General features: G+C 54.9%; 16 protein-coding genes and 3 pseudogenes. 17 read left to right on the top strand and 2 right to left on the bottom strand.

What is annotated here, in order from left to right; genetic code table 11:
* The first annotated feature begins 1 nt into the window (after position 1).
* The 16 genes and pseudogenes from RFN81_RS11515 to RFN81_RS11440 all read left to right on the top strand — a co-directional run bounded on the left by RFN81_RS11515 (position 2) and on the right by RFN81_RS11440 (position 18,481).
* On the top strand, positions 2-706 hold the full coding sequence (locus tag RFN81_RS11515; protein WP_264495982.1) for a class I SAM-dependent methyltransferase: 705 nt from the start codon (positions 2-4) through the stop codon (positions 704-706).
* Positions 699-2,303, top strand: coding sequence for a (2,3-dihydroxybenzoyl)adenylate synthase (locus tag RFN81_RS11510; RefSeq protein WP_264495981.1), 1,605 nt, complete (start codon positions 699-701; stop codon positions 2,301-2,303). Before RFN81_RS11515 ends, RFN81_RS11510 begins: the two co-directional genes overlap by 8 nt.
* A gap of 15 nt (positions 2,304-2,318) precedes the next feature.
* Positions 2,319-3,635 (top strand): salicylate synthase, encoded by a 1,317-nt coding sequence (locus RFN81_RS11505; RefSeq protein WP_338539426.1) that lies wholly within the window; start codon positions 2,319-2,321, stop codon positions 3,633-3,635.
* Positions 3,636-3,931: 296 nt separating this feature from the next.
* Positions 3,932-4,879, top strand: coding sequence for a helix-turn-helix transcriptional regulator (locus RFN81_RS11500; RefSeq protein ID WP_264495979.1), 948 nt, complete (start codon positions 3,932-3,934; stop codon positions 4,877-4,879).
* A gap of 131 nt (positions 4,880-5,010) precedes the next feature.
* Positions 5,011-7,209, top strand: coding sequence for a TonB-dependent receptor (locus tag RFN81_RS11495; RefSeq protein WP_264495978.1), 2,199 nt, complete (start codon positions 5,011-5,013; stop codon positions 7,207-7,209).
* 57 nt (positions 7,210-7,266) lie between these two features.
* Positions 7,267-8,346, top strand: a pseudogene (locus RFN81_RS11490) (ABC transporter substrate-binding protein); the annotation flags it as partial.
* 404 nt (positions 8,347-8,750) lie between these two features.
* The gene (locus RFN81_RS11485) at positions 8,751-9,698 is read left to right on the top strand and encodes an ABC transporter permease (protein WP_264495976.1); all 948 of its coding nucleotides are present in this window, start codon (positions 8,751-8,753) and stop codon (positions 9,696-9,698) included.
* On the top strand, positions 9,695-10,447 hold the full coding sequence (locus RFN81_RS11480) for an ABC transporter permease (protein WP_264495975.1): 753 nt from the start codon (positions 9,695-9,697) through the stop codon (positions 10,445-10,447). Before RFN81_RS11485 ends, RFN81_RS11480 begins: the two co-directional genes overlap by 4 nt.
* The gene (locus RFN81_RS11475; protein WP_264495974.1) at positions 10,447-11,922 is read left to right on the top strand and encodes an ABC transporter ATP-binding protein; all 1,476 of its coding nucleotides are present in this window, start codon (positions 10,447-10,449) and stop codon (positions 11,920-11,922) included. The genes RFN81_RS11480 and RFN81_RS11475 overlap by 1 nt, the downstream gene beginning before the upstream one ends.
* Positions 11,900-13,663 (top strand): ABC transporter ATP-binding protein, encoded by a 1,764-nt coding sequence (locus tag RFN81_RS11470; protein ID WP_264495973.1) that lies wholly within the window; start codon positions 11,900-11,902, stop codon positions 13,661-13,663. Before RFN81_RS11475 ends, RFN81_RS11470 begins: the two co-directional genes overlap by 23 nt.
* On the top strand, positions 13,654-15,390 hold the full coding sequence (locus tag RFN81_RS11465; RefSeq protein WP_264495972.1) for an ABC transporter ATP-binding protein: 1,737 nt from the start codon (positions 13,654-13,656) through the stop codon (positions 15,388-15,390). The genes RFN81_RS11470 and RFN81_RS11465 overlap by 10 nt, the downstream gene beginning before the upstream one ends.
* A gap of 15 nt (positions 15,391-15,405) precedes the next feature.
* Entirely contained in the window at positions 15,406-16,689 is a 1,284-nt protein-coding gene (locus tag RFN81_RS11460; protein ID WP_264495971.1) for a cytochrome P450, read from the top strand.
* Between the two features lie 178 nt (positions 16,690-16,867).
* Positions 16,868-17,017, top strand: a pseudogene (locus RFN81_RS11455) (IS630 family transposase); the annotation flags it as partial.
* 248 nt (positions 17,018-17,265) lie between these two features.
* Complete coding sequence (locus tag RFN81_RS11450) at positions 17,266-17,508, top strand: hypothetical protein (protein ID WP_264495970.1); 243 nt, start codon at positions 17,266-17,268, stop codon at positions 17,506-17,508.
* Positions 17,480-17,878: a hypothetical protein gene (locus RFN81_RS11445; RefSeq protein ID WP_264495969.1), complete on the top strand. Its 399-nt coding sequence runs from the start codon at positions 17,480-17,482 to the stop codon at positions 17,876-17,878. The genes RFN81_RS11450 and RFN81_RS11445 overlap by 29 nt, the downstream gene beginning before the upstream one ends.
* Before the next feature lie 81 nt (positions 17,879-17,959).
* Positions 17,960-18,481: a GNAT family N-acetyltransferase gene (locus RFN81_RS11440; protein WP_264495968.1), complete on the top strand. Its 522-nt coding sequence runs from the start codon at positions 17,960-17,962 to the stop codon at positions 18,479-18,481.
* 206 nt (positions 18,482-18,687) lie between these two features.
* Here RFN81_RS11440 and RFN81_RS11435 read toward each other — a convergent pair whose 3' ends face one another.
* Together RFN81_RS11435 and RFN81_RS11430 are read right to left on the bottom strand one after the other, a co-directional pair.
* Positions 18,688-19,878: a hypothetical protein gene (locus RFN81_RS11435; protein ID WP_264495967.1), complete on the bottom strand. Its 1,191-nt coding sequence runs from the start codon at positions 19,876-19,878 to the stop codon at positions 18,688-18,690.
* A gap of 290 nt (positions 19,879-20,168) precedes the next feature.
* Positions 20,169-20,666, bottom strand: a pseudogene (locus RFN81_RS11430) (IS256 family transposase); the annotation flags it as partial.
* 475 nt (positions 20,667-21,141) lie between these two features.
* On the opposite strand from RFN81_RS11430, the gene RFN81_RS11425 reads away from it, so the two are divergent.
* Positions 21,142-22,791: an S-type pyocin domain-containing protein gene (locus RFN81_RS11425; RefSeq protein ID WP_264495966.1), complete on the top strand. Its 1,650-nt coding sequence runs from the start codon at positions 21,142-21,144 to the stop codon at positions 22,789-22,791.

Raw genomic sequence — 22,791 nt, 5'->3', positions numbered from 1 at the left:
TATGGAAGATTTCTACTCGCCGGTCGCTGAGTTTTACGATCTGGTTGGTCGCGCGCACTCTGCAGGTGAAATCGCGCTGCGTGAATGGCTGTCGACATTCACCGATATTCACGACCCGGTGCTGGATATCGGCGCTGGCACCGGACGAACGGTGCTGGCGATAGCCGAAACCGTGCCGCTGGTGGATATTCTGGCGGTGGAGCCAGCCCCGGCCATGCGCGCGGTGCTGACCCATTGCGTGGCGCAAAGGCCGGAACTGCGGCGGCGCGTCACGATTATCCCGGACACGGTGGACAAGCTGCACCTGCCCGAGCGCCTGGGCGCGGTCGTCGCCTTCGGGGTGCTGGGACACCTGACGACGCCGGCGCGTCAGGCGCTGTGGTCAATATTGCTGCCGCGGCTGGCACCCGGCGCGCCGGTGTTCGTGGAGCTGCTGCCGGTCGAAAAACCGATGGTATTGCCGACGATGACGTTGGCCAGTGAAACGATCGGCCAGCGTCACTATCACGCGACCCTTGAGGGTGAGCCGGGACCCGACGACACCATGTTGCTGACTTCATGCTGGACGGTTAGCGGCGGCCCCTGCGCCACGCAGGTGATCCGTAACCGGAGCGTCTGGCATACCTTTGGTCTGGACGATCTTGCCCGCGAAACCGGGTTGCATGTGGAACGTCTGACCGCGCAGGCGGGGGTGCTGTATGTCTGAACCGATTGCCTCCCCCGATCATCGTATCCTGCCAGAGGAGATGCGCTGGCCGGCGGAGTTGGCCGAGCGTTATACGCAACGCGGCTACTGGCAGCCGGAAACGCTCGGCCAGTTGATTCTGCAATGGCGGCAGTATGGCGACCGCACCGCCCTGATCGAACCGGGCCGCAACTGGAGTTATCACCAGTTAATCAACCAGGCCTGTCGTTTCGCCGGTGAACTCCGGCAGCGAGGGATGCAAAGCGGGGAAACGGTCATTATTCAGTTGCCCAACGGGGCCGATTTTGTGGTGGCCTTGTTCGCGGCGATCCTCAACGGGGCGGTGCCCGTGCTGATGTTACCGGCTCACCGCCAGCGTGAAATCCTGCACGTGGTGGAGCTGGCGCAGGCGCGCTGGTTTCTGAGTGACGCCGAACAGGCGGGAATTGAGGCGCCGAGCCTGCGCGCTAAGGCACCCGCCTGTCATAGCCTGCTCTCAACGGCGGATCAGCGTTTTGCCGCCAGCCAGGCGCCGGCGATCGAGGCATTGCCTCCCGGCGATGCGCCCCAGCATATTGCTTTGCTGCTGCTTTCCGGCGGTACAACCGGCTTACCCAAGCTGATCCCCCGCACCCATGCCGATTATCACTACAACTTTCGCGCCAGCGCCGCGCTTTGCCATGTTCAGCCGGATGACCGTTACCTGGCCGTGCTTTCAATGGCGCATAACTTTCCCCTCGCCTGTCCGGGCATCCTCGGGATCTTTTCCCGCGGAGGCTGCGTGGTGGTCCCGGCCACCGTCGCCGCTGAGGATGCGTTTGACGCGATTCATCAGCACCGCGTGACGCTTACGGCGCTGGTCCCTTCGCTGGCAACGCTATGGCTGGACGCGGCGGAGTGGGAACAACCCGACCTTAGCTCATTGAGACTGGTTCAGGTGGGAGGCGCAAGGTTGGGCGCCGATACCGCTCGCCAGTTGTTGGCCCGGTGGGGATGCCAGCTACAGCAGGTATTTGGCATGGCGGAAGGGCTGCTGAACTACACGCGCCTGGATGACTCACCAGAGCTGATTACCACCACGCAGGGCCGACCGCTATGCGACGATGATGAGATCCGGGTGGTTGACGAGCAGGGCTCGCCGGTGAGGCGCGGGCAGGCTGGGGAATTGCTGGTTCGCGGGCCTTACACCATTCGCGGCTACTATCGCGCACCTGAACACAATCGTCAGGCGTTTGCCGCCGAAGGGTTCTACCGCAGCGGTGACCGGGTACAGCAGTTGCCCGGCGGCGCACTGCGGGTGGTGGGGCGAACCCGCGACACCATCAACCGCCACGGGGAGTTGGTCGCCGCCGATGACATCGAGGAGTGCCTACGGTCGCATCCGCTGGTACGCGACGTGACGGTGCTGGCGGATGCGGTCGGAGAGCAGCAGGAAGCGATTCATGCGGTCGTCATCGCTCATTCCCCGCTCACGCTGGCCGAGATGCGGGCGTTTCTGGAACAGCAACAGGTTGCGGCATTTAAATGGCCGGATCGGCTGACGCTGGTTGACGCTTTCCCGCTGACGCCGATTGGTAAAATCAATAAACAGGCGCTGGCGGCCCGGCTGGCGGTTTAACTTTCAGGAGTCAACATGACGGATACACGCACCGAACTTCGATTCAACCTGCCCGCGGATCGAACGCTGGCCGCGATTGTCAGCCTTATCAGGCAGAATCCGACGGAGGATTACTATGTCTATGAACGGCCGCCATGCTGGTATGTGGGCCTGGGTAAACGGGCGAGTTTAACCCTTTCACCTGACGGCTCGCAGGCAATCACCGAAAGCGAAGAGGGCTGTCAGACGACGCCCGTTATCTCGTCGCTGACGCATTACGCCCGCCAGTTCCATACGCAACATGCCAGCGCGGGACAACGTGTTTTCGGTATGGTTGGATTTAATTACGCGGCCTGTATTCGTGGGATCGCGTTTTCAGCTGGCGAGTGGCCACTGCTGTCTCTTATGGTGCCGCGTGATGAACTGGTTTTTGACGCGGGGGAAGTGACGATCCAGGCGCAGAGTGCTGACCAATGTCGGCGCCTCGCCCGGCAATTACAGGATGTTTCCCCCGTGCCGACTGACGGCGCGCCGCTGGTCGACCTGGGAGCACAGGGTAAAGACTATCGGAACATGGTGACACGCGCGCTTCAAGAAATCGCCGCCGGTGAATACAGCAAGGTGATTGTATCGCGCGCTCTGGCGCTTGCCGAGCGCATCGACATGCCGGCTACTCTCTGGCGCGGGAGAATAGCTAATACTCCGGCACGCAGTTTCCTGTTTCAGTATGGGGCGTTTGCCGCGACCGGTTTTAGCCCGGAGATGGTGGTGACGGTGGAGCGGGGCATCGTCACCAGCGAGCCTCTGGCTGGCACCCGAGCGCTATCCGGTTCGGCGGGTGAAGATGCTTACAATCGGGCAGAACTGCAAAGCGACAGCAAAGAGATTGTGGAACACGTTATCTCGGTCAAAGCGGCGATTGGGGAGCTCGAAACGCTGTGCGTGCGTGACTCGGTGGCGGTAACCGATCTGATGTCGGTACGCGAAAGGGGGAGTGTGCAACATCTGGGGTCTCAGGTGTGCGGCAAACTGGCGTTGGGCAGCGATGCCTGGGATGCTTTTGATGTGCTGTTCCCGGCGATCACCGCATCCGGTATCCCCAAGCTTCCGGCGCTGGCCGCCATCCTCCGCCTGGAGGCGGTGCCGCGTGAACTTTACTCCGGCGCGATACTGATGCTGGAAGGCGATCGATCGTTCGAAGCGGCGCTGGTTCTGCGCAGCGCATTTCAGGATGCACAGAGAAGCTGGATCCAGGCCGGAGCCGGGGTGATTGCTCAGTCGAACGCATTACGTGAGCTGACAGAGACTTGCGAGAAGCTTTCCAGCGTGGCGCCTTACCTGGTGGTGTCGTAGGCGAAGTGATAGACAGTGCCTGACTCAACTGGCTCGATATCTATTGGTATTTCCTGGTTAATTAACCTGTTGCGGATGCGCCCTCTCCGGCTGAGGAGGGCGCATCTGTAATGAGGCTATCATAGCGTCTGACCCGTTTGTTTGTGCATGGGTAAGTGTCAGGAAAGTACTATTTCTTGATAATGATTATTATTTACATATTTATAAACCTCAGTATGATGATTCCCTGAGCTTCGTTTCGGGAACTAAGTACCTGACGAGTTCGCCAGCCGGGTACTTACCAAAGAGGGTTTTTTATGCAATCCACTCACCAGTTACATTCTCTGCAGCAGTTAACCGATATGGCGCGCAAATGGGGCTACGACTATGAGCTGGCAAATACCAATCGCTCGGTTCGTCAGTCTGGCGAGTTTGAAGGGACAATCAAAACGCTCACGCTGCCCTATGGCGTCAACCTTTGTCTCAGTGAGTTGACCGCCAACGGTGACGATCATCGCTGCGGCACGTTTCACCATGGTTTAACTATTTTACTGATTCTTGATGGCGATGAACCTAATTATCATCTTGATGACGGCAGCCCGTTGTCGATAGAAAGGGGCATGGCGAAGGTAATTGCCACCAAAGATCGTATGCGCCTGTGGTGCCGTAATCCGCGCGGGCATCATTGCCGCAGCCTGGTGATTCAGGCGGTTCCGGATCGTATCAGCGATAAAGCGTTGGCGGATCAACTCGAACGTATTTTGCAACGTAACCATATCTTCAACTTAATCGTCCCGCAGTGCACCATCGATCGGGCTAATGAGATGTTTGGCTTTTGCGACAACTGCGTGATTGGTCGGCTACAGACCCATAGCTGCGTACTGGATCTTATGACCCAGGCGCTGCGCGCGGCGAAACCTAACTTACCTCAGGAGGAGGCACCGCATCGTGATGTGACGCGGATGCTGAAAGTGCGGAATAAGCTGGTCACTGAACTGGACTGCAACCATTGCCTGTGTGACCTGGCTCGTGATGTTGGCATCAGCGTCAGCGCACTGAAAAGTAAGTTCCAGGCGGTCATGGGGCAGTCGGTGTTTTCCTTCCTGCGCGACCAGCGCCTGACCCGTGCGCGTCAGGGATTGGAGTCTGAAGGATGGACGGTAAAGCAAGCCGCCTACTATGTGGGTTATCAGCATCCCAGTAATTTTTCTACGGCCTATCGCCGCAAATTTGGTATGCCCCCGCGCGACTCAGTCAGCCATTGACTGGCTGAAAACATAACTCATTTGGCTTTTTCCATAGCTGAGTTAACTAGGGTGTCGTATGACCACCCCCATATAATTGTGACGGATATAAACGATTTTTTTGTTTCTGTTTCAGCACAATGGGGATGGTCATGCGCACCAGTTCACACCAGTTTCGCTTCAAACAAAATCTGACGAACACGACTAAACCGCTCTGCCTGCTGTGCGGTTTGGCGATTTCAGTCCCGGCTTTTACCGCGGAACAAACCCCCGAGAGCAAAAAAGACGAAACCCTGGTGGTGACGGCCCGAAAGGTGAAAGAGGATCCGTTGAAAGTCCCAGTCAGCATGACCTTGTTCGATCGCCAGACGCTGGGCGATCGGCGCATTGATGATGTGGAGCACTTAATCCGAGACGTGCCAAACATCAGCTTCAGCTCACTGGGGGATATGCGCTCAACCTATATGTCGATCCGTGGGGTTGGGCCGATGGCTCAGCCGCTCGGCTTTGATGATACGTCGGTCGTGACCTATATCGATGGCGTGCCGCAACCGTCCTTCGGTTCGCATCTGCGTTTCCTGGATGTGGAACGGATTGAAGTCTTGCGCGGCCCGCAGGGCACGGTGTTTGGACGCAATGCGCAGGCGGGGGCGATAAACATCACCACGCGCCAGCCTGGCGATACCTTTGAAGGCACATTACGTGCGGAAGCGGGCCTGAACAGTGAATCCGAGAACGTGGGCCAGCTAACGGTTTCCGGGCCATTGATAGAGGACCGCCTGGGCGGGCGCTTCTCCGCCGCCTATTCCAACCTGGGCGCCGATGTGGATAACAACGCGCCGGGCGGCAAGCTGGGCAAGGTGGAAACCGGGGTGTTCCGCGGTTCGCTGGTCTTCACCCCCGACGATCGTACCCGCTTCGTGCTGACCGGCAACTACGAGCGGGACAACAACACGCCGTCAAACTTCATTCTCAAAAATGGCCCGAACTTCCCCACGGTAGATCTGGCTCCTAAAGGCTGGGTCGATCGCGAGATCTCCGGTCTGTCATTAACCGCCAGCCGTCAGCTTGATCGGATGCAGTTCACCTCCGTATCCGCGGTGAACCATTACGATTTTAAAAACCTGACCAATAACTCCGAGGCGCTGACCTATAGCAAAGTGTTCGGTATGCCGACGTCGGCGTTTATTCCAGCCACCGACTGGAGTACTTATGATGAAAGCCAGAACAGCCTGTATCAGGAGCTGCGCCTGAGTAGCCTCGATGACGCGGATATTGTCTGGGTCGGCGGCATCAACTATCTGCATGACAGCTACAAGCTGACCACCCAATATGATTCCGCGTTCTTCGCTTCCACCAACGGTACGCGTAACGGGGACTACACCACCAACAGCTATGCCGCCTTTGGCGAGGTGACGGTGCCGCTGTTTGGCTCCGAGAAACTGAAAGGGACGTTAGGCGGTCGCTACACCCATGACCGTAAAAGCTATGAATCGCTGTATCGTTCCAACGGTTTCCCCGGGACGGTGGCTTCCTTCAATCAAAGCGGGGTGCTGAATTACGACATGGTGACGGGCCGCGCGGCGCTGAGTTATGACCTGACCGATGACTCGACGATCTATACCAGCGTCGCACGCGGCGCGAAAAGCGGCGGTTTCCCTAATTTTACCAACAACGCGCCTAGCGGCGTGAAGGATGAGCCTTATAAGGATTCCTCCTCCTGGAGCTACGAGATCGGCAGCAAAAACCGTTTCCTGGACGGGCGTGCCGAACTGAACGCCTCGTTGTTCTATAACAGCGTAAAAGATGAAAACCTGTTCGCGCTGGATTCCGCCTCATTCACCTTCGTGCCGAAACCGATGGATACCCGTAGCTATGGTGTGGAGCTGGAAGGCTCGCTGCAACTGGCAGAGCACTGGAAGGTTAGCGGCGGGGCGGGTTATACCCATACGGAATTACGCAATGTTTCAGATGATGTCGCGGCCTCATCCGGCGCGCGCGATGGCAACCGGGTACCGGCGGTTCCGAAATTTAACACCAACCTGACGCTGCAATACTACGATTCTGCCGCCTGGCTGGGGCTGCCGGAAGCCAATATCTTCGCCCTGGCGCAGCATCAGTATGTCGGCAGTCGTGAAGCGGATGTTGGCAGCCATTTCAAGCTTGATGCCTACCAGCTTTACAACGCCAAGGTGGGTCTGGAGTTCTCCTCCTTTGAGGTCTATGTCTTTGGTCAAAACCTGTCGGATGAACGTCCGCAGTACATTGGTCTTTACTACGGACCAGGCAGCGAGGCGGTCACCGTTGGACATGGCCGCGTGTTGGGCGTCGGCACGCAAATAAAATTCTGATAAGCGCGGCGCCCGGATGGTGCTCGGGCGCATCATTCAGTTTACCCGGATGTAACTATGAAGAAATTACGCCTGATAAGGTGGCTGTTCCTGGGGGTGGCAATGGCGCTACCCCCCGCTCAGGCTGCCGCCGATCGTACTCTGCGGGTGGTGATGTTGGGTAGCCAGAGCGAAACGCTCGATTACGGGCGTGCGCAAACCTATTACCCCTGGGTGGTGAGCGGTAACGTCTGCGATGTGCTGGTGGCGGATAGGCAGGGCCGTCCCGACTATCAGCTGAGTCGCGCCATTACCCCCAATCAGGATGCCACGCGCTGGATTGTCTCACTGCGTTCCGGGGTGCGCTTTTCCGATGGATCGCCGTTGACCGCTGATGATGCGCTGGCGAGCCTGCGCTTTCTGGCTGCCTCTCCTGGTTTTGCCGGATTCTTCAGCGATGTCGATATGCAGGCCAGCCGCGTGGTGAATGCCGAAGCGCTGGAGCTGGTTCTTACCCGTCCGCGTGCCGATCTGGTCACCACCGTGCTGACCGCCGCCAGCATGGTATGGAAGCAGGGGCGGGGCGATGCGGCGATCCCGGTATGCAGCGGCCCGTATCAGATCACCTCTTTCAACGCGCAGAACGGGGCGCTGCTCAGCCGCAACCCTTACGCATGGCAGCCTGCGGCGTGGTTTGATCGCATTGAAATTCGCCCGCTGGCCGATGCCACGGCGCGGATAAACGCGCTGCTGAGCGGCGCGGCCGACTATGCCTTTGATATTCCGGTTAGTAGCGCCCGCAGTGTGGACGGACGTCAGGGCTGGCAAATCATCCGCAGCGGTGTGGCGAATGCCAGCGGTTATTACTTTGCCATGAATACCAGGGTCAAACCGTTTGACGACGTTGAGGTCCGGCAGGCGCTGAAAATGTTGGTCAACCGTCAGCAACTGCTTGATGTGGTTCTCGGCGGCTATGGCTATCGCGGGAATGACGTGTTCGGCCAGGGGCTCAGCGGTTTTGACAACCAGCTCCCTCAGCGACAGACCGATGCTGCCGAGGCGCAGGCGCTGCTGCGCAAAAAAGGGATCACGCAGCTAACCTTGCTGACCGCCGATCTGACTCCAGGGCTGAACGACGCGGCAGAATTGTTACGCCAGCAACTGGCCGACGTAGGCATTACCCTCAGGGTTGAGATGGTGGCCGCGGCTGATTATCTGGGGGATATTTCGCGTCTGCATCAGGCGCAGATGCTGTCGATGTACGCGTTAAATCGCCCCTTCCTGGCGGCGATCCCGATGCTGTTCGGTAATGACAACCCCTATAACTATGGCGGGTGGTATCCGGACGATTTTGCGGCAGGGGTAGAGCAGGCGCGTAAAACGCTCGATCCGCAGCGCCAACAACAGCAGCTCGACCAGTTACAACAACAGCTGTGGCAACAGGGGCCGTATTTGCTCTGGGGGTATCGCGATGGGCTTTCGGCGGCGGTGGCGGCCTTGCAGGGCGTTGAGCTCAATCAGGGGATCCCCCTGTTCCGCAGCGCTCGGATGGCGACCCGCCAATGATGGCCAGATTTGTCTTCTGGCGTGTGCTCAGCACTCTGCTGCTGCTGTGGCTGGCGAGCATGTTGATCTTCTTCACCCTGGCGCTGGCGCCCGGCGATGCCGCAGTGCAGGCACTGGGTGAACGCGCCACCCCGCAGGCGTTGCAGACGCTACGGCATCAGTTTGGTCTCGATCGGCCCGTCGCCGCAAGGTACTGGCAGTGGCTTAGCGGTATTCTGCGCGGCGATCCCGGCATCTCGTTGACCAGCCAACAACCGGTAGCCGATATTATCGCTCCCGCCGCACGGCGGAGCGGGCTGCTGGCGCTGCTGGCCGCCTGCGGGATGCTGCTGCTGGGAGGCACCGGTGGCGTACTGGCGGCAATCTATCGGGATCGCTGGCAGGACCGGCTGCTCTCATTTATCGCAATGAGCGGATTAAGCACCCCGGAATTTATTATTGCCACGCTGATGATCCTGTTGTTGGCGGTTGGGGCGGGGTGGTTCCCGGCGGTTTCCCTACTGCCGGCTTCCGGCAATATCAGCGACCAGTGGTCGATTCTGGTTCTCCCCGCGCTGACTCTGGCACTGATCGGCGGCTGTTATTTGCTGCGTATGATACGTGCCTCGCTGATAAGGCTGACTGCCGCGCCCAACATTCTTAGCGCCCGCCTTAACGGCGTGCGCGGGCTGACGCTGGTGGCCCGCCATTTGCTGCCTCAGGCCGCGGGGCCGCTGGCCCAATTATTTGCCGCCAGTTTACCCTACCTGATTGGCGGCGCCGTGGTGGTGGAACGCGTATTTGGCTTTCCCGGCCTCGGCGAGCTGCTGCTGACGGCGCTGAATACCCGTGATGCTATTTTGCTTCAGGGGGTGGCGATGCTGCTGGCGCTGATTACCGCCCTGTGTTGGTTCGCGGCGGATATCCTGGCGGTCTGGCTCGATCCCTGGCGGAGGCGCTCGTGAGAATCGTCGCTTTATTGATGATTGCCCTGATTATCTGTAGTCCGTGGCTGGCCCCCTATAACCCACAGCGTAGCCTCGGTCTGGCCTGGCAACTGCCGGATGAAAGACTGTGGCTGGGCAGCGATGGCCTGGGGCGGGATGTCTTGAGTCGTCTGCTGAGCGGCGGTCGCAATATTCTGTTGTTCCCTCTGTTGTGCGCACTGTGTTCCTCATTTTTAGGCAGTTTGTGTGCGCTGCTGCTGGTGGCTTTGCCCGATCGCGGGAGAAGGCTGGTGGTGTTACTGGACCCGCTGCTGTACATGCCCCCGCTGCTGGTACTGATCGGGGTGATCTATGCCTTTGGCAACGGGCAGGTCGCGCTGTTGATCGGGATGACGTTACTCAATATCCCTTTTACCCTGCGCTACGTACGTTCGCTGGCGGATCCCGTCCTCGATACCGGTTACGTTGAGGTCGCGCGTGCGGCAGGCGATGCGCTGCCGTTACTGCTATGGCGCGAAGTCCTGCCGGTGATTGTGCCCGGTATCCTGGCCGATGGGACAACCCGTTTAGTCGCGGCGATTTACCTGCTCGCCTCGGCCAGTTTTCTTGGTATCGCCACTCCCGGCGGGATCGACTGGGCGTCAATGGTGCGCGACGGGTTGCCCGGACTGATGCTAAACCCATGGGCGGCGCTGCTACCTGCGCTTGGTATCGCGCTGGTGGTGGTGGCCATCAGTTTGCAGACTGACCGCTGGAGCAAGGGCTGATGCGTTGGGTGGTGCAGGTTTCCGGCCTGACGATCCGCAACCCGCGGGGCGATGCGGTGTTGCAGGACATTAACTTTGAGCTGGCCGCGGGTGGTTCGCTGGCGCTGATTGGCGGCAGCGGGGCAGGGAAAAGTACCCTTGGGCGCGCGCTGTTGGGTGACCTGACCTCCGGGCAGCGCCATGCAGGCGGGCAGATTATCTGCTGCGGGTGCGAGGTATTGCAGGCGACGCCTCGCCAGCTTCGGCGGCTCAGATTCAGGCATACTGCCTGGCTTGGCCAGGACCCGGCACAGGAGCTGACGCCCGGTATGTCGGTGCGGCGTCAGCTTAATGAATTTCATCATGGTGATGCCAACGCCATTAGCGAGATGCTGGCTTCACTCGGATTGCCGCAGGATAACGCTTTCCTGCAACGTTTCCCCCACCAGCTTTCCGGCGGGCAGCGTCGTCGGGTCGCACTCGCTCGGGTGTTATTGAAGCGCCCGCAACTCCTCATTCTTGATGAGCCCTTCGCCGGATTAGATCGGCGACATCGTGAGCAGATGATGGCGGAACTGCGTCAGTTACAGCGGCAATATCGCTTTGCCCTGTTGCTGATCGGTCACCAACTCAGCGCCGTGGCAGAGATAGCGCAACGGATGCTGGTACTGCATAACGGGCAGCAGCTGGAATATGGCGACACCCGGCAGCTTTTTGTCGCCCCCCAAAGCCCGCTGCTGCGCGCGTGGCTGTCTCCTGTGACCTGGACGCGACCGGTAACCACTGAGGGTGAGCCACTGCTGCGGGTTGCGCACTGGCATCCAGGGGATTCGCGCCGGACCGCGTTGCCAGCGCTGAGTTTCGCTCTGCATCCGGGGCAGTGCCTTGCGGTCACCGGGCCATCCGGCATTGGCAAAAGCACCCTCGCACGATCGCTCGCGGGGCTAAATCCCCCCCATTTGGGCGCTATCACCCTTGGCGATCGCCCGCTGGCGAGCGATGTGCGCCGGCGCTCTCGCGAACAGCAGCGCGCCATCGCGCTGGTGCCTCAGGACCCAGCCCATTCGCTGCACCCGTTACGCAGTGTTGGACAACAGCTACAGCAGGCGCTCGATCGATACCGATTATCTCACCCGGGCAGCGTGGCCGCGCTGCTGCACCAGGTCGGACTGCCCGGCGATTACGCCCGCCGCTTGCCACGAGAGCTTTCTGGCGGCGAACAGCAGCGCGTGGCGCTGGCGCGGGCGCTGGCAGGTCAGCCGAGCGTGCTTATCTGCGATGAAGTGACCTCGGCGCTGGATGTGCTCAGCACCCGCACGATTTTGCAACTGCTGAGTCAGCTACTGACGCAGGGTCTGGCAGTGCTTTTTATTACCCATGATTTACCGGCAGCCAGACAGATTTGCACCGTAGGTCTGCATCTCAGCAGCGATGACGCTGATTCAGGCGCGGTGTTTGACAAGGAGATTTGTGATGACTTCAACATGCGAGACTGAACCTCGGCAGTCAGGACTATTGCGGCCGATTCGCGGCTGGATTGCACTGGCGGTAGTACTACAAGTGGGTTCATCGGCGCTGGTGTTGGCCCCGCTAATTGGCCTGACTGAACTGGCGCGGGTGCTGATGAGCGTGCAGGCAGATCGGGAGGCTATGGTCTGGCATATCGTGAAAATATCCGCTTTCTGCCTGGGCGGAGGATTGGCGTTGCGCGGGCTGGCCGATCTCACGACGCACCTCGCTGACAATGCGTTCTCCCTGTGGCTGCGCCGCCGGTTAGCGCGTCGTATGGCGCACGCGCCGCTCAGTTGGTTCAGCGCTAACAGCAGCGGCAGAATTAAGCAGGGTATGCAGGATGACGTGACCGCCATTCATCATCTGGTGGCGCACGCCTATCTGAATCTGGCTAACGCCGTTGCCACCCTGCTGTGCGTCTACGGCTACCTGCTGTTTATCGATTGGCGGATGACGCTGATTACCTTGATTCCGCTACCATTCTTTTTTCTGCTTTATCGCCAGATTATGCGTGCCAGTCAGGCCAAAATGGCGGAATACGGCCAGCAGCTGGAGCAGGTCAATCGCTCGGTGGTGGAGTTTGTCCAGGGCATTCCGGTGGTGAAAACCTTCGGCCAGCATGGCGTTGCGCATCAGGCATATCGCCGGGCGGTAGACAGCTTCCGCGATTTCTTTCTCGACTGGGTGCGCCCGCTGATCAAACCGGAAAGTCTCTCAGGGGTGATCATCGCGCCGATCACCTTGTTGCTGTTGGTGCTGGTTGGCGGCGTCACCTTTATTCATTTCGGCTGGATAGATATCTGGCAACTGCTGCCGTTTGCGGTGCTGGGGCTGGGGATCTCGGTGCCCATTGGTACATTAAGCAACAGCGCACAGTCACTGCAGATGGCGAAGGGGGCTTTTACCCGCCTGGCCGGGTTACTGGCTATCCCGCAACAAAAGGAGCCGGAACAGGTGATGCTCAATGTGGGCAACCAGGTGTATTTTGATCGCGTCAGTTTCAGCTACGGACCCGATCGCCAGATTCTGCATGACATATCGCTGAGGTTGGAACCCGGTACGGTAACGGCGCTGGTTGGCGCCTCCGGGGCGGGCAAATCAACGCTGGCGAAGTTACTCCTACGCTTTGCCGAACCCGACGCCGGCCGGATTCTGCTAGGGGGAGTCGATCTGGCGAATATCGCGACCGACCACCTCTATCGTCAGATTGGCTGTGTCTTTCAGGAGGTACGACTGCTGCGGCTCAGCATCAGAGACAACATTGCTCTGGGTCATCCGCAGGCCACCGATCGGCAAGTGATTGCCGCGGCGCAGGCAGCCAATATCCATCAACGCATTCTGCAATTGCCGCGCGGCTATCAGTCGATCTATGGCGAAGATGCCCGCCTGTCGGGCGGGGAAGCGCAGCGCCTGAGTATTGCCAGAGCGCTGCTCAAGGAGCCGCAGCTGCTGGTGCTGGATGAAGCGACGGCGCAGGCTGACGCCGAGTCGGAGGCCGCCATTCAGGACACGCTCTCCCGGCTCATTTCTCAACAGGGTAATCGCTCGCTGCTGGTGGTGGCTCACCGCCTCGCGACGGTGGTTAACGCCGATAATATCGTGGTGCTGGCACAGGGACGTATTGTGGAACAGGGAACGCATAGCCAACTGCTGGCTAACAAAGGGGAGTACGCCCGTCTGTGGCAGGCGCAGTTCTCACCATCGAAGGAGGCGGTATGCTGCTGACCCGTCTCTCGTTACTGCTGGGCAAAGATAACGCCAGGGTTCTGCAACATTACCTGATCCTGATGGTGCTTTTCTGCCTGGTGCAGGGGATGGCTTTTGCGATGGTTGTGCCGATCGTCAAGGCGCTATTGCAAGATGATATCACCCAGGCGACATGGTGGTTGTTGCCGCTCACGCTGGCTACGTTGCTCGCCTGGTATCTTAACTACGTTGCCTCGTTGGGCGGCTTCAAGGTAGCCATCGCGCTATTGAATACCTTACGTCACCGCATTGGCGACCATGTGGTGACGCTGCCGCTGGGCTGGTTCAGTCCCGCCAATACCAGCCAGCTTGGCGTGCTGCTCAGTCAGGGGGTGATGGAAATCCTGGGGCTGCCCGCCCATCAGTTAAGCCCGTTAATGCGCGCCACCTTGACGCCGCTGGTGGTGGTGGCGATTACCTTTTTCTTCGACTGGCGTATCGCGCTGATCGCGCTGGTGATTTTTCCGCTGGTGGCGCTGGTATACTGGTGGGCGGGCAGGCTGGGGCGCGCCGCGGACGAAGCCGTTCATCATGCCACGGCAGAAGCCAGCGAACGTATGCTTGAGTTTGCGCAGAACCAAATGGTGTTGCGCACTCACGGCTGCGGCGAACAAGGGCATGCCAATTTTGATGCGGCCTTAGTGGCACAAAATCGGGCCAGTAGACGCCAACTGTGGCTGGTGCTGCCGCCGTTACTGACGAACTCCTGGCTGGCGCAGCTCAGTTTTCTGACGTTGATGGCCAGTGTTGCCTGGCTGGGGCTGGCCGATAACGATCCGCAACAATTGGTCACGCTGCTGGCGCTGCTGGTGCTGATTAACCGGGTGATTGATCCCCTTTCCGAAGTGGCTGCCTATGGTGCCGGGATCCGTATGGCCTCTGCCCAAATGGATGCGGTGGAGCGGGTACTGGCTGAGCAACCGTTGCCACAGGCCGACGATCCGCAGCCATACAGCGGCGAGCCCAGTATTCAGCTCCATGACGTGACCTTTGGCTATCAACCCGAGCGTCCCATCTTGAAAAATGTGTCGGTTACGCTGCCCGCCAACACCACCACGGCGCTGGTGGGCCTCTCTGGCGCCGGTAAAACCACCCTTATGCGTTTGATCGCGCGCTTCTTCGATCCCGACAGCGGCAGTATTACGTTGGGGGGCACCGATCTGCGTCAGTTAAGCAGTCGCGAGCATATGTCACTAATCTCGCTAGTCTTTCAGGACAATTATCTATTCAGTGGCACCCTGTGGGAAAACGTATTGATTGGCAATCCGCACGCCGATGCGCAGGAAATTGCGCAGGTGGTCAGGCTGGCGCGGCTGGACGAGTTACTGCAACGTCTACCGGATGGCTGGCAAAGTCAGGTTGGCGAGGGCGGCGGCCTGCTTTCTGGCGGAGAACGCCAGCGTGTCGCCATCGCGCGCGCGTTGTTGAAAAACGCGCCGATATTGCTACTGGATGAGGCCACTGGCGCTCTTGATGCAGAGAATCAGTCCGCGATTGCCGCCGGGTTACAGTCTCTGCACCATCGTTGTACGTTGCTGGTCATTGCTCATCAGCTTTCGACCATCCAAAACGCTGACCAGATTCTGGTGCTGGATCGGCAGCACATTATCGAACAGGGCAACCATCAGCAATTACTGGCCGCAGGCGGTCGCTATGCCGATTTCTGGCAGGCGCGTAACCGTGCTGAAGGCTGGCGTCTGCAATAAATCGGGGAGGTAACGATGTCCGAAGCGATGATCAATAGTGAACAGGCCGCGCAGTATTGGCCGCTGCCTGGCGTGGATCTGACTAATCTGGACCTGTTTAGTCAAGGATTTCCACATCAGGTATTCACCGACCTGCGTCGCCACCACGGGGCACTGTTCCATCCTCGAACGGCGCTAACGCCCGATGGCGAAGGGTTTTGGGTGTTTACGCGCTATCACGACATTGCGGCCATCGCGAAGGACATCGACACCTTCTCCTCCGCCGGCGGCGGCGATCGGCAGGGTGGGGGCACCATGATTGAGGATTTGCCGCGAGAAATGGGGCCGGGATCGGTAATCAATATGATGGACGATCCGCGCCATAAGGCGCTGCGCAGATTGATTGGTCCAGCCATCACCAATGCGCGCGTAGCGGCGATGGAGGATATTCTGTTTGCCGCAGCAGGAGAAGCCGTACAGGCCGCGCTCCAGCAGGAACGTGTCGATTTCGTCTCGGCCATCGCGGCAGAGCTTCCGCTGTTTGCTATCGCCAGTTTAGTCGGTATCCCACACGACGATCGCCATCAGATTTTTGCGTGGATTAACGCCGTGCTCGACTATTCGGACCGTCAGTTGGGGGAAACCAGCATCAGTAGCCAGCAGGGAATGCAGAACTTTATGGCCTACGGACATAAGTTCGTCGAAGAAAAACGCCAGAACCCCGGCAGCGATATTGTGTCGCTGGCGGTGACAGGCGAGCTACCCAAAGGGCTGGGAAAACTGACGCCGCTGGAACAGTTGATGGTGTTCAGCGTGGTCATGGTGGCGGGGCTGGAAACCACGCGTAACGCCATTGCCGGCGGTATTCTGGCATTTATTCATCATCCGGAGCAGTGGCTGCGCCTGCAACAGGACCGGGGGCTGATGAATTCAGCGCTCGACGAAATACTGCGTTGGACTTCACCGACCCCCTATAATCGTCGTACGGCAACGCGCGATGTGATCATCGGCGATCGGCTGATTCGCCGAGGGGAGAAAGTCACGTTATGGTGGGCGTCGGCCAACCGGGATGATGCTTATTATGAGCAACCTTTTGCGTTCGACATTGGCCGCCAGAAAAATCTGCATATGGCATTTGGCGGCGGGGGACATAGCTGTCTTGGCGCCCAGCTGGCGAGGCTGGAAATGCGTGTTATTTTGCACCACCTGCTGGAACGGGTGGATGGCTTCAGGCTGGATAGCGATGTTAATTGGGTACGCAGCAATAAGCACACCGGGATTCGCAGTATGCCGGTACGGTTTGTTGGGATTCGTTTTTAAGGGATTTGTTGCCGTGTGTGGTGCAAGCGGAAAGAGGCAGAATAATCATCGCCGCAATGAGTAGTTTCTTCATGTTAAATAGCTGCGCGGAATAATAGATCACGTAAAAGGAACTCAGCCCGGATTGTGCGATCGGATCAATCGCCAAACCAACCAAAATCACCAACCGGACTGAGCGATATCGATCATAGCACCAATACCCCGCGGCGGACGACGCCTGATGCAGAAAGCTATTCATAAAACGCGCGATAAAAATCATGCCCGCAGACTCACGGCCATGCTGATGCTTCATCGGGGTGAACGGGTCAGCGATGTAGGAAGAACCTTAAATCAGTTCTTGTTCGTAACAAGAGTGAGATCATGCTCAGCAAGTGCTTGGAAATAAAATAGAGTATTAAGGTTTTAAATTAATTGACATTGAGAAATGTAAATAATAGCCTAAAATTTTATATAATCATTAGGATGTTATATGAAGAAAAAATTGTTTTGTCACTTATCCAGAAGAAAAAGAAGACGTCTTGTTATCGACTTGAAGAATAAAATTCGTAACGAAAAAAAGAGTACGGTGGAAAGTTTTTGAGTGATGTCTATTTTAATACTATAGATAAAAATGAAGGAAATAAAAGCACTCGCCATTGGGTAGATGCTTATTTCTCAAGTAAAAAGGATCCATCTATATTATGGAATGCGACTATCATCACTTGTTTACAGGACTTGGATGATAAAGCAAAACATCAAGCTTTTGAAGATGCCAGGAAAGGGTTAACAAAAGAAGAGTATCACGATAATTTTGAATCCCGAAACTATCCCTATTTTTGATAAAAAAGGAAAAATTTTTGTTCATAAGCAAGTGTTTAAGGAGCAAAATAGGAAAGTAGAATCTTCAGGACGAACCTATTACGAAGAGATCAATTATCAAAAAGAACAAAATATTAAAAACGGTATGTTTGATATTTATGAACGATATGAAATATACAAGGACTACGCATATGGTTTAGGATTAACCATTATTGCTAATGAAAAAAACTTAGATCAGGAAGCTGTTGAAAGAGCCATAGAGGGCTTTTACATGCGTGGCGAGATAGAATGGATTAACGATAAACCAGTTGATAAAGAAAAACTTGTAGAGCTTTACAATGATATTTTCAAAAAGACAAACAGAGAGGTTTATGAAATAAAAATTAATTAATTTTATTCCATTTTTAGACTATTAAATAGTATTTAATAAAAGAATCAAAAAATACGGTAAATATAGAGAAAAGGAGCACTTATGAAGATCATCACAGTCAGCCCTGAACATATTCCTGATATTCAAAAAATCTATGCGTGGCACGTTGTGAATGGTATTGCTACGTTTGAAACGATCCCTCCTACAATTGAACAGATGAAAAAACGGATGGCTAAATTCCAAGATTCTGGTACGCCGTGGCTTGTCGCGGAAATCGATGGCGTTGTTGCGGGCTATTGCTTCCTTGCTCTATATCATACTCGCTATGCTTATCGTTTCACACTTGAGGATTCGATCTACATTCATCCACAACAACTGGGAAAGGGTATCGGGAAAGCATTGCTCACCGAAGCTATTCAACAAGCAGAAGAGGCCGGATTTCGTCAGTTAGTTGCCGTTATTGGTAATAGTGAAAATCTTGGTTCTATTGCACTCCATCGCGCTCTCGGTTTTGAGCTTACAGGAACGTTGAAATCAGTCGGTTTTAAACACGGACGTTGGGTTGATACGGTTATCATGCAAAAGACGATTGGTGATGGGGATATGACTCTTCCAGAAAAATAAACTATCTGTATTGATGTTGAATTTTACTATTGGGACTAACCTGCACACAGGGCGGGATCCCACTTTGTCGATAAATCAACCAAAGATAACCTCGCTGCGAAAATCCTGAGAGCGTTTCAAAAATGATTTATCTGACAGATATCATCTTTGCGAATAACCAGCTAATAAACAAGCTAAACCTGAATTCCCTTTCCATTTATTGTTGTCTATTTTGTGGTTTCCACTTGTGGTAATTTTTCAAGTGTCAGCAGTTCCTGACCCTTTACCCTACGACATAGAGAAACCGCATCCTGAAGTTTGGCTCGAACATTGTCATCATAGTCGTTATCTAACACCTGGTAACTAAGGCTGTCTTTGTATGATTGAATGACATTTAGTGGGCAGATAAGGCGTATATCCCCAAGTGAATACATTTTCACTGCCTTAAGTAAATAATATTTACCATCAGAGGAGCGTACATTCTGCCAGGCTGAGTCCTTGAAATATTCAGCAGGATAGGCGGCCGTGGGTACGCCATAAACATAAGGACGCAAGTCCATTACTCCTGACGTCCTGAGAAACATAGTCAGTATCAGAGCTGGTACCATATGCACAAATAAACAAATGATGAATAGTATTCCTCCCATAATTCCTCCGGTGACCATCATCTGACGCAACAAGCTGGTGCGGGCTCTTAATCTGAGAAAAACAACCCCGGGAATAAGTGAAAAGATAATCAGAAATATGGATAAGGCTATAACAGTTAACGCTTGCCGGGTGTTACTTGTTCCTTCCGGAAATTCCAGCGTACGAAGAAACAACTCAAGAGGAAAAATATAAACACAGGCTGCCAGAGCGAAAAGTGCTGGCTGTAACAGATGCATGAAAAGAACCAACCTAACCTTCTTCCACTTATCCTCTCCGCTAATCTTTCTGCAGGTAATACGAACGTTGAACCACAGCGAAAACACAAAACTGCTCAGCCAGATAGTACCCAACTGAATATACACATTCTGTATTTCTTCTTTGCCGGTGTGGAGCGACAGAAAAAAATAGCCAAAAAATATTAGCACTGACAATAGCGAGGTCAGCAGGACAATTCTGATATTATTTTCTGTCAGCTCATCCCGCAGCCTGATTTCCTCCTGATTGTTGGAAATAAAGAGCCCTGTCAGTAATGAGGGCATAAATAACACTATGCAAAAGAGCAGCATGCTTAAGCAGGCGAACACCATCAGATAACTGAACAGCGATGAAAAAGAAACACTATCAAAAAAAAGTCCTGACTGCCCTATGCGCGCCAGATGAGCCCATATAAAAAACGTAGCAATAATAGTGGACGCCAACGCAGGTGTAAGGAGTGATAAAAGCCAGGCACGCAGCTTTCGAAGCATTTTTTTGTTTCTCTCGTTTTCCATACTCTAATTTCCATTCAGGGTTTAACATATGGTTTAACGTAAATGCCGGATATATTTAAGCGTTAACCCAGCGCCGTATGTAGCCATCAAGCCAGTGCTGGTACATGGGTGAGATGGAGCGCAGCCAGAGCGAATGCTGAACAGTCATCTTCCTTCAGTGTAATAAAGAAGTTACGCGAATAGAGATGACCTTGTAAATAATTCTGTGTAACTGCCACCGTATTAAAGGTGAGCGCTCAGGCGGTCACCGAACTCGATAATAAAACGGCTCATCGCCAGCCGCCAGTTCTGTATCGGCATGCTCCATTTTCGGCCAGCCACATGCCCAGCAGTTCTTTTTGGCCGTCGGTGTTGATGCCCAGCGCAAGGAATACCGCTTTATTGATGACACCGCTGCCACGACGAACTTTCACCACAATACAGTCAAGATAAACAATGGGATACAGTGAGTCTAACGGACGGTTTTGCCATTCAGTGACTTGCTCTTTAACGGCGTCGGTCACTTTAGATATCAGCGCAGGGGAGACATCGGCATCGTACATTTCTTTGAACGTGGCGACGATTTCCCGCGTGGTCATGCCTTTGGCATAGAGGGATAAAATCTGGCTGTCCATCTGCGTGATGCGAGTCTGATTTTTCTTTATAAACTGCGGTTCAAAGGTACTTTCACGGTCGCGTGGCGTGTTGATTTCAAGCTCGCCATCATCGCACAGCAGCGTTTTAGATGAATAACCATTGCGGGTATTCGAACCTGATTTTGGGGCATTTTTCTCGTGCCCGAGGTTGTCGTGGTCGCAAATCATCTTGACACTCATCGATATACCGGATGGATTAGCGCCAGTGATCTAAATAAAGTGGAAACCTGTGAAGTCGGAAAAAGGAATGATAGTATGACCGAAGAATATCGTCCTTATAGTTTATGGCGTGTGGAGAAAATAAAATATGGATAAATATTGTCTTTTATTAAAAGGTATTTTCAGTAATGATGTTTAAGTCCTGATATGTCTGTTATTCAGGTGGTTATAAAATTTCTGGATTTTATCGCCGTAGCACCAGTGTTTTATCCTTTCTGTTAGCTTAAGAAGGTTAAATATTTTTTGACAGGATTATGACTTAATAAAAGATAATCTCTTGGCCTAAATAAAAATCTCATTCATCAACGCTGTTTCTGCATTTGATAGAGCATTCAGGATTGAATCCCGTATTAATATCGCCCAGAATTCCGTTATCAAAGGAATAATTAACCGTCAAAGGAGAATGACCATGCCGGGTGCGGCTCGTCTTAACGATATAGGAAGCGGTCATGACTGCTTCCCGGAAACCCCGATAACCGAAGGCAGTCCAGATGTTATCATTAATGGTCAGCCTGCCGCCCGACAAGGCGATACGGTTCTGCTTCACGGTTGTCCCTGTCCCAATGCCCCACATGGTGTTCATTCCCGAAAAATCGCCGAAGGTTCACCGACCGTCATTATTAACGGTAAGCCCGCTGCGCGTATTGGGGATGGTATCAATTGCGGTGGCGTCATCATATCCGGCAGTGGCAACGTCATTATTGGTGATACACCGTATAAATCTCCCGTTCAGGAATGCGCGAAACAGGCGGTATTAAATCGCTCTCCGATATTGTCGCTGACGCCGATGCTGACAGTTGAGCCTGTTTTTGCCAAATCCTGTTTACGTGGCGCGGGTTGTACCGATGCGGGAAAGGAAGAGGAGCCACAGGGCAACATCGGGGAGATGAGTTTCTATGTCGCGGAGCCTGTTGGTAAGCCTATCACTCCAGATGATAAGCCGGGTGAAGTGAAACAGTATGTGCAGGCAGCGAAAAAGAAAGACACCTCTGCGGTTGCCTCCTCTAAATCATTTGCCGGAAAAAACGAACCGTTACCTCAGACCTCGCCCAGTGCGATTGGTAAGCCTCAAATTCCCCCGATGGAGCCGTGGTATCAGACAATATTCGGTTTGCTTGTGGGTAAAGCGGATGCTGCCATGTTGCCGCCACCTCCACAGGTGGTAATGGCAGGTACGGCAGCACAGGCGGGGACGACTGCTGCTGCGGGTGGCGCAGTGGCTCAGGCCAATCAGGATGCCGCAAAAGCACTGACACATCAGATGAAACGCCTGTCTGGTCCATCAATCTGGCAAGGCCAGTTGCAGATGGCGCAAAGTTTCTTGCTGATGGGCGCATTGATTCAGCAGCATCTGAAAGGTGAAAAAGACGATTTGCTGACCCCGGAAAGATTACTGGAAGTAGCGAAGAAACAGGGAACAGTTCCAAGTCGTGTGCGTTATCAGTGGGCGGAAGATGAGGAAACGGGCAGGCTGAAGGCGGTTGGCTACCACACCAGTATGGAAAGCGGTCGCGATCAGGTGCGTGTTAGATTACTGAAACATGATTTCCCCAATAACCGCTACGAGTTCTGGGAAGAGGGGGCAACCGGACCGACTATTTTATGGACACCGGATAATCCGGGGGTAGAATTACCCACAGATACGGCACACGGTGAACAGTCTGTTATTCCGTCAGCGGTACCGGGATTTGAAATTCCAGAGATGGATGATGTCAGTATTCTTGCGACGCCAATTCCGGACGAGAAGGATTTTCGGGATTACATTCTGGTGTTCCCTGAGAATGCGTTTCCACCGATTTATGTTTATCTGAGTAAGCCTCCCAAGGGGATTCAGGGATCGCCAAAAGACGCAAAAAATAAGATAAGAAAAGGTCAAGGGCCAAATGAAATCACACGCATTGATTCACCAGAATTGAGTGTTCCCGGTTCACAATGGCATGCTCATGGAAAGAATGGAGGGGCTGTAAATTTGGATGGTTCGATACATGATGGAGACCCAGAGTTTTCTAAAAAAACGTTGCAATGGCTTAAAGCGAATGGATGGGGTATAGGAGATTGA

This window comes from Pectobacterium cacticida (assembly GCF_036885195.1).
GTDB lineage: Bacteria > Pseudomonadota > Gammaproteobacteria > Enterobacterales > Enterobacteriaceae > Pectobacterium > Pectobacterium cacticida.
Note: the sequence above shows the minus strand (reverse complement) of the source record. Positions and strands in the feature narration are given on the sequence as shown.

What these genes read in the sequence shown, in the direction of transcription:
- RFN81_RS11515 (WP_264495982.1), top strand. Translation starts at nt 2, where the DNA reads ATGGAAGATTTCTACTCGCCGGTCGCTGAGTTTTACGATCTGGTTGGT.
- RFN81_RS11510 (WP_264495981.1), top strand. Translation starts at nt 699, where the DNA reads ATGTCTGAACCGATTGCCTCCCCCGATCATCGTATCCTGCCAGAGGAG.
- RFN81_RS11505 (WP_338539426.1), top strand. Translation starts at nt 2,319, where the DNA reads ATGACGGATACACGCACCGAACTTCGATTCAACCTGCCCGCGGATCGA.
- RFN81_RS11500 (WP_264495979.1), top strand. Translation starts at nt 3,932, where the DNA reads ATGCAATCCACTCACCAGTTACATTCTCTGCAGCAGTTAACCGATATG.
- RFN81_RS11495 (WP_264495978.1), top strand. Translation starts at nt 5,011, where the DNA reads ATGCGCACCAGTTCACACCAGTTTCGCTTCAAACAAAATCTGACGAAC.
- RFN81_RS11485 (WP_264495976.1), top strand. Translation starts at nt 8,751, where the DNA reads ATGATGGCCAGATTTGTCTTCTGGCGTGTGCTCAGCACTCTGCTGCTG.
- RFN81_RS11475 (WP_264495974.1), top strand. Translation starts at nt 10,447, where the DNA reads ATGCGTTGGGTGGTGCAGGTTTCCGGCCTGACGATCCGCAACCCGCGG.
- RFN81_RS11470 (WP_264495973.1), top strand. Translation starts at nt 11,900, where the DNA reads ATGACTTCAACATGCGAGACTGAACCTCGGCAGTCAGGACTATTGCGG.
- RFN81_RS11465 (WP_264495972.1), top strand. Translation starts at nt 13,654, where the DNA reads ATGCTGCTGACCCGTCTCTCGTTACTGCTGGGCAAAGATAACGCCAGG.
- RFN81_RS11460 (WP_264495971.1), top strand. Translation starts at nt 15,406, where the DNA reads ATGTCCGAAGCGATGATCAATAGTGAACAGGCCGCGCAGTATTGGCCG.
- RFN81_RS11440 (WP_264495968.1), top strand. Translation starts at nt 17,960, where the DNA reads ATGAAGATCATCACAGTCAGCCCTGAACATATTCCTGATATTCAAAAA.
- RFN81_RS11435 (WP_264495967.1), bottom strand. Translation starts at nt 19,878, where the DNA reads ATGGAAAACGAGAGAAACAAAAAAATGCTTCGAAAGCTGCGTGCCTGG.
- RFN81_RS11425 (WP_264495966.1), top strand. Translation starts at nt 21,142, where the DNA reads ATGCCGGGTGCGGCTCGTCTTAACGATATAGGAAGCGGTCATGACTGC.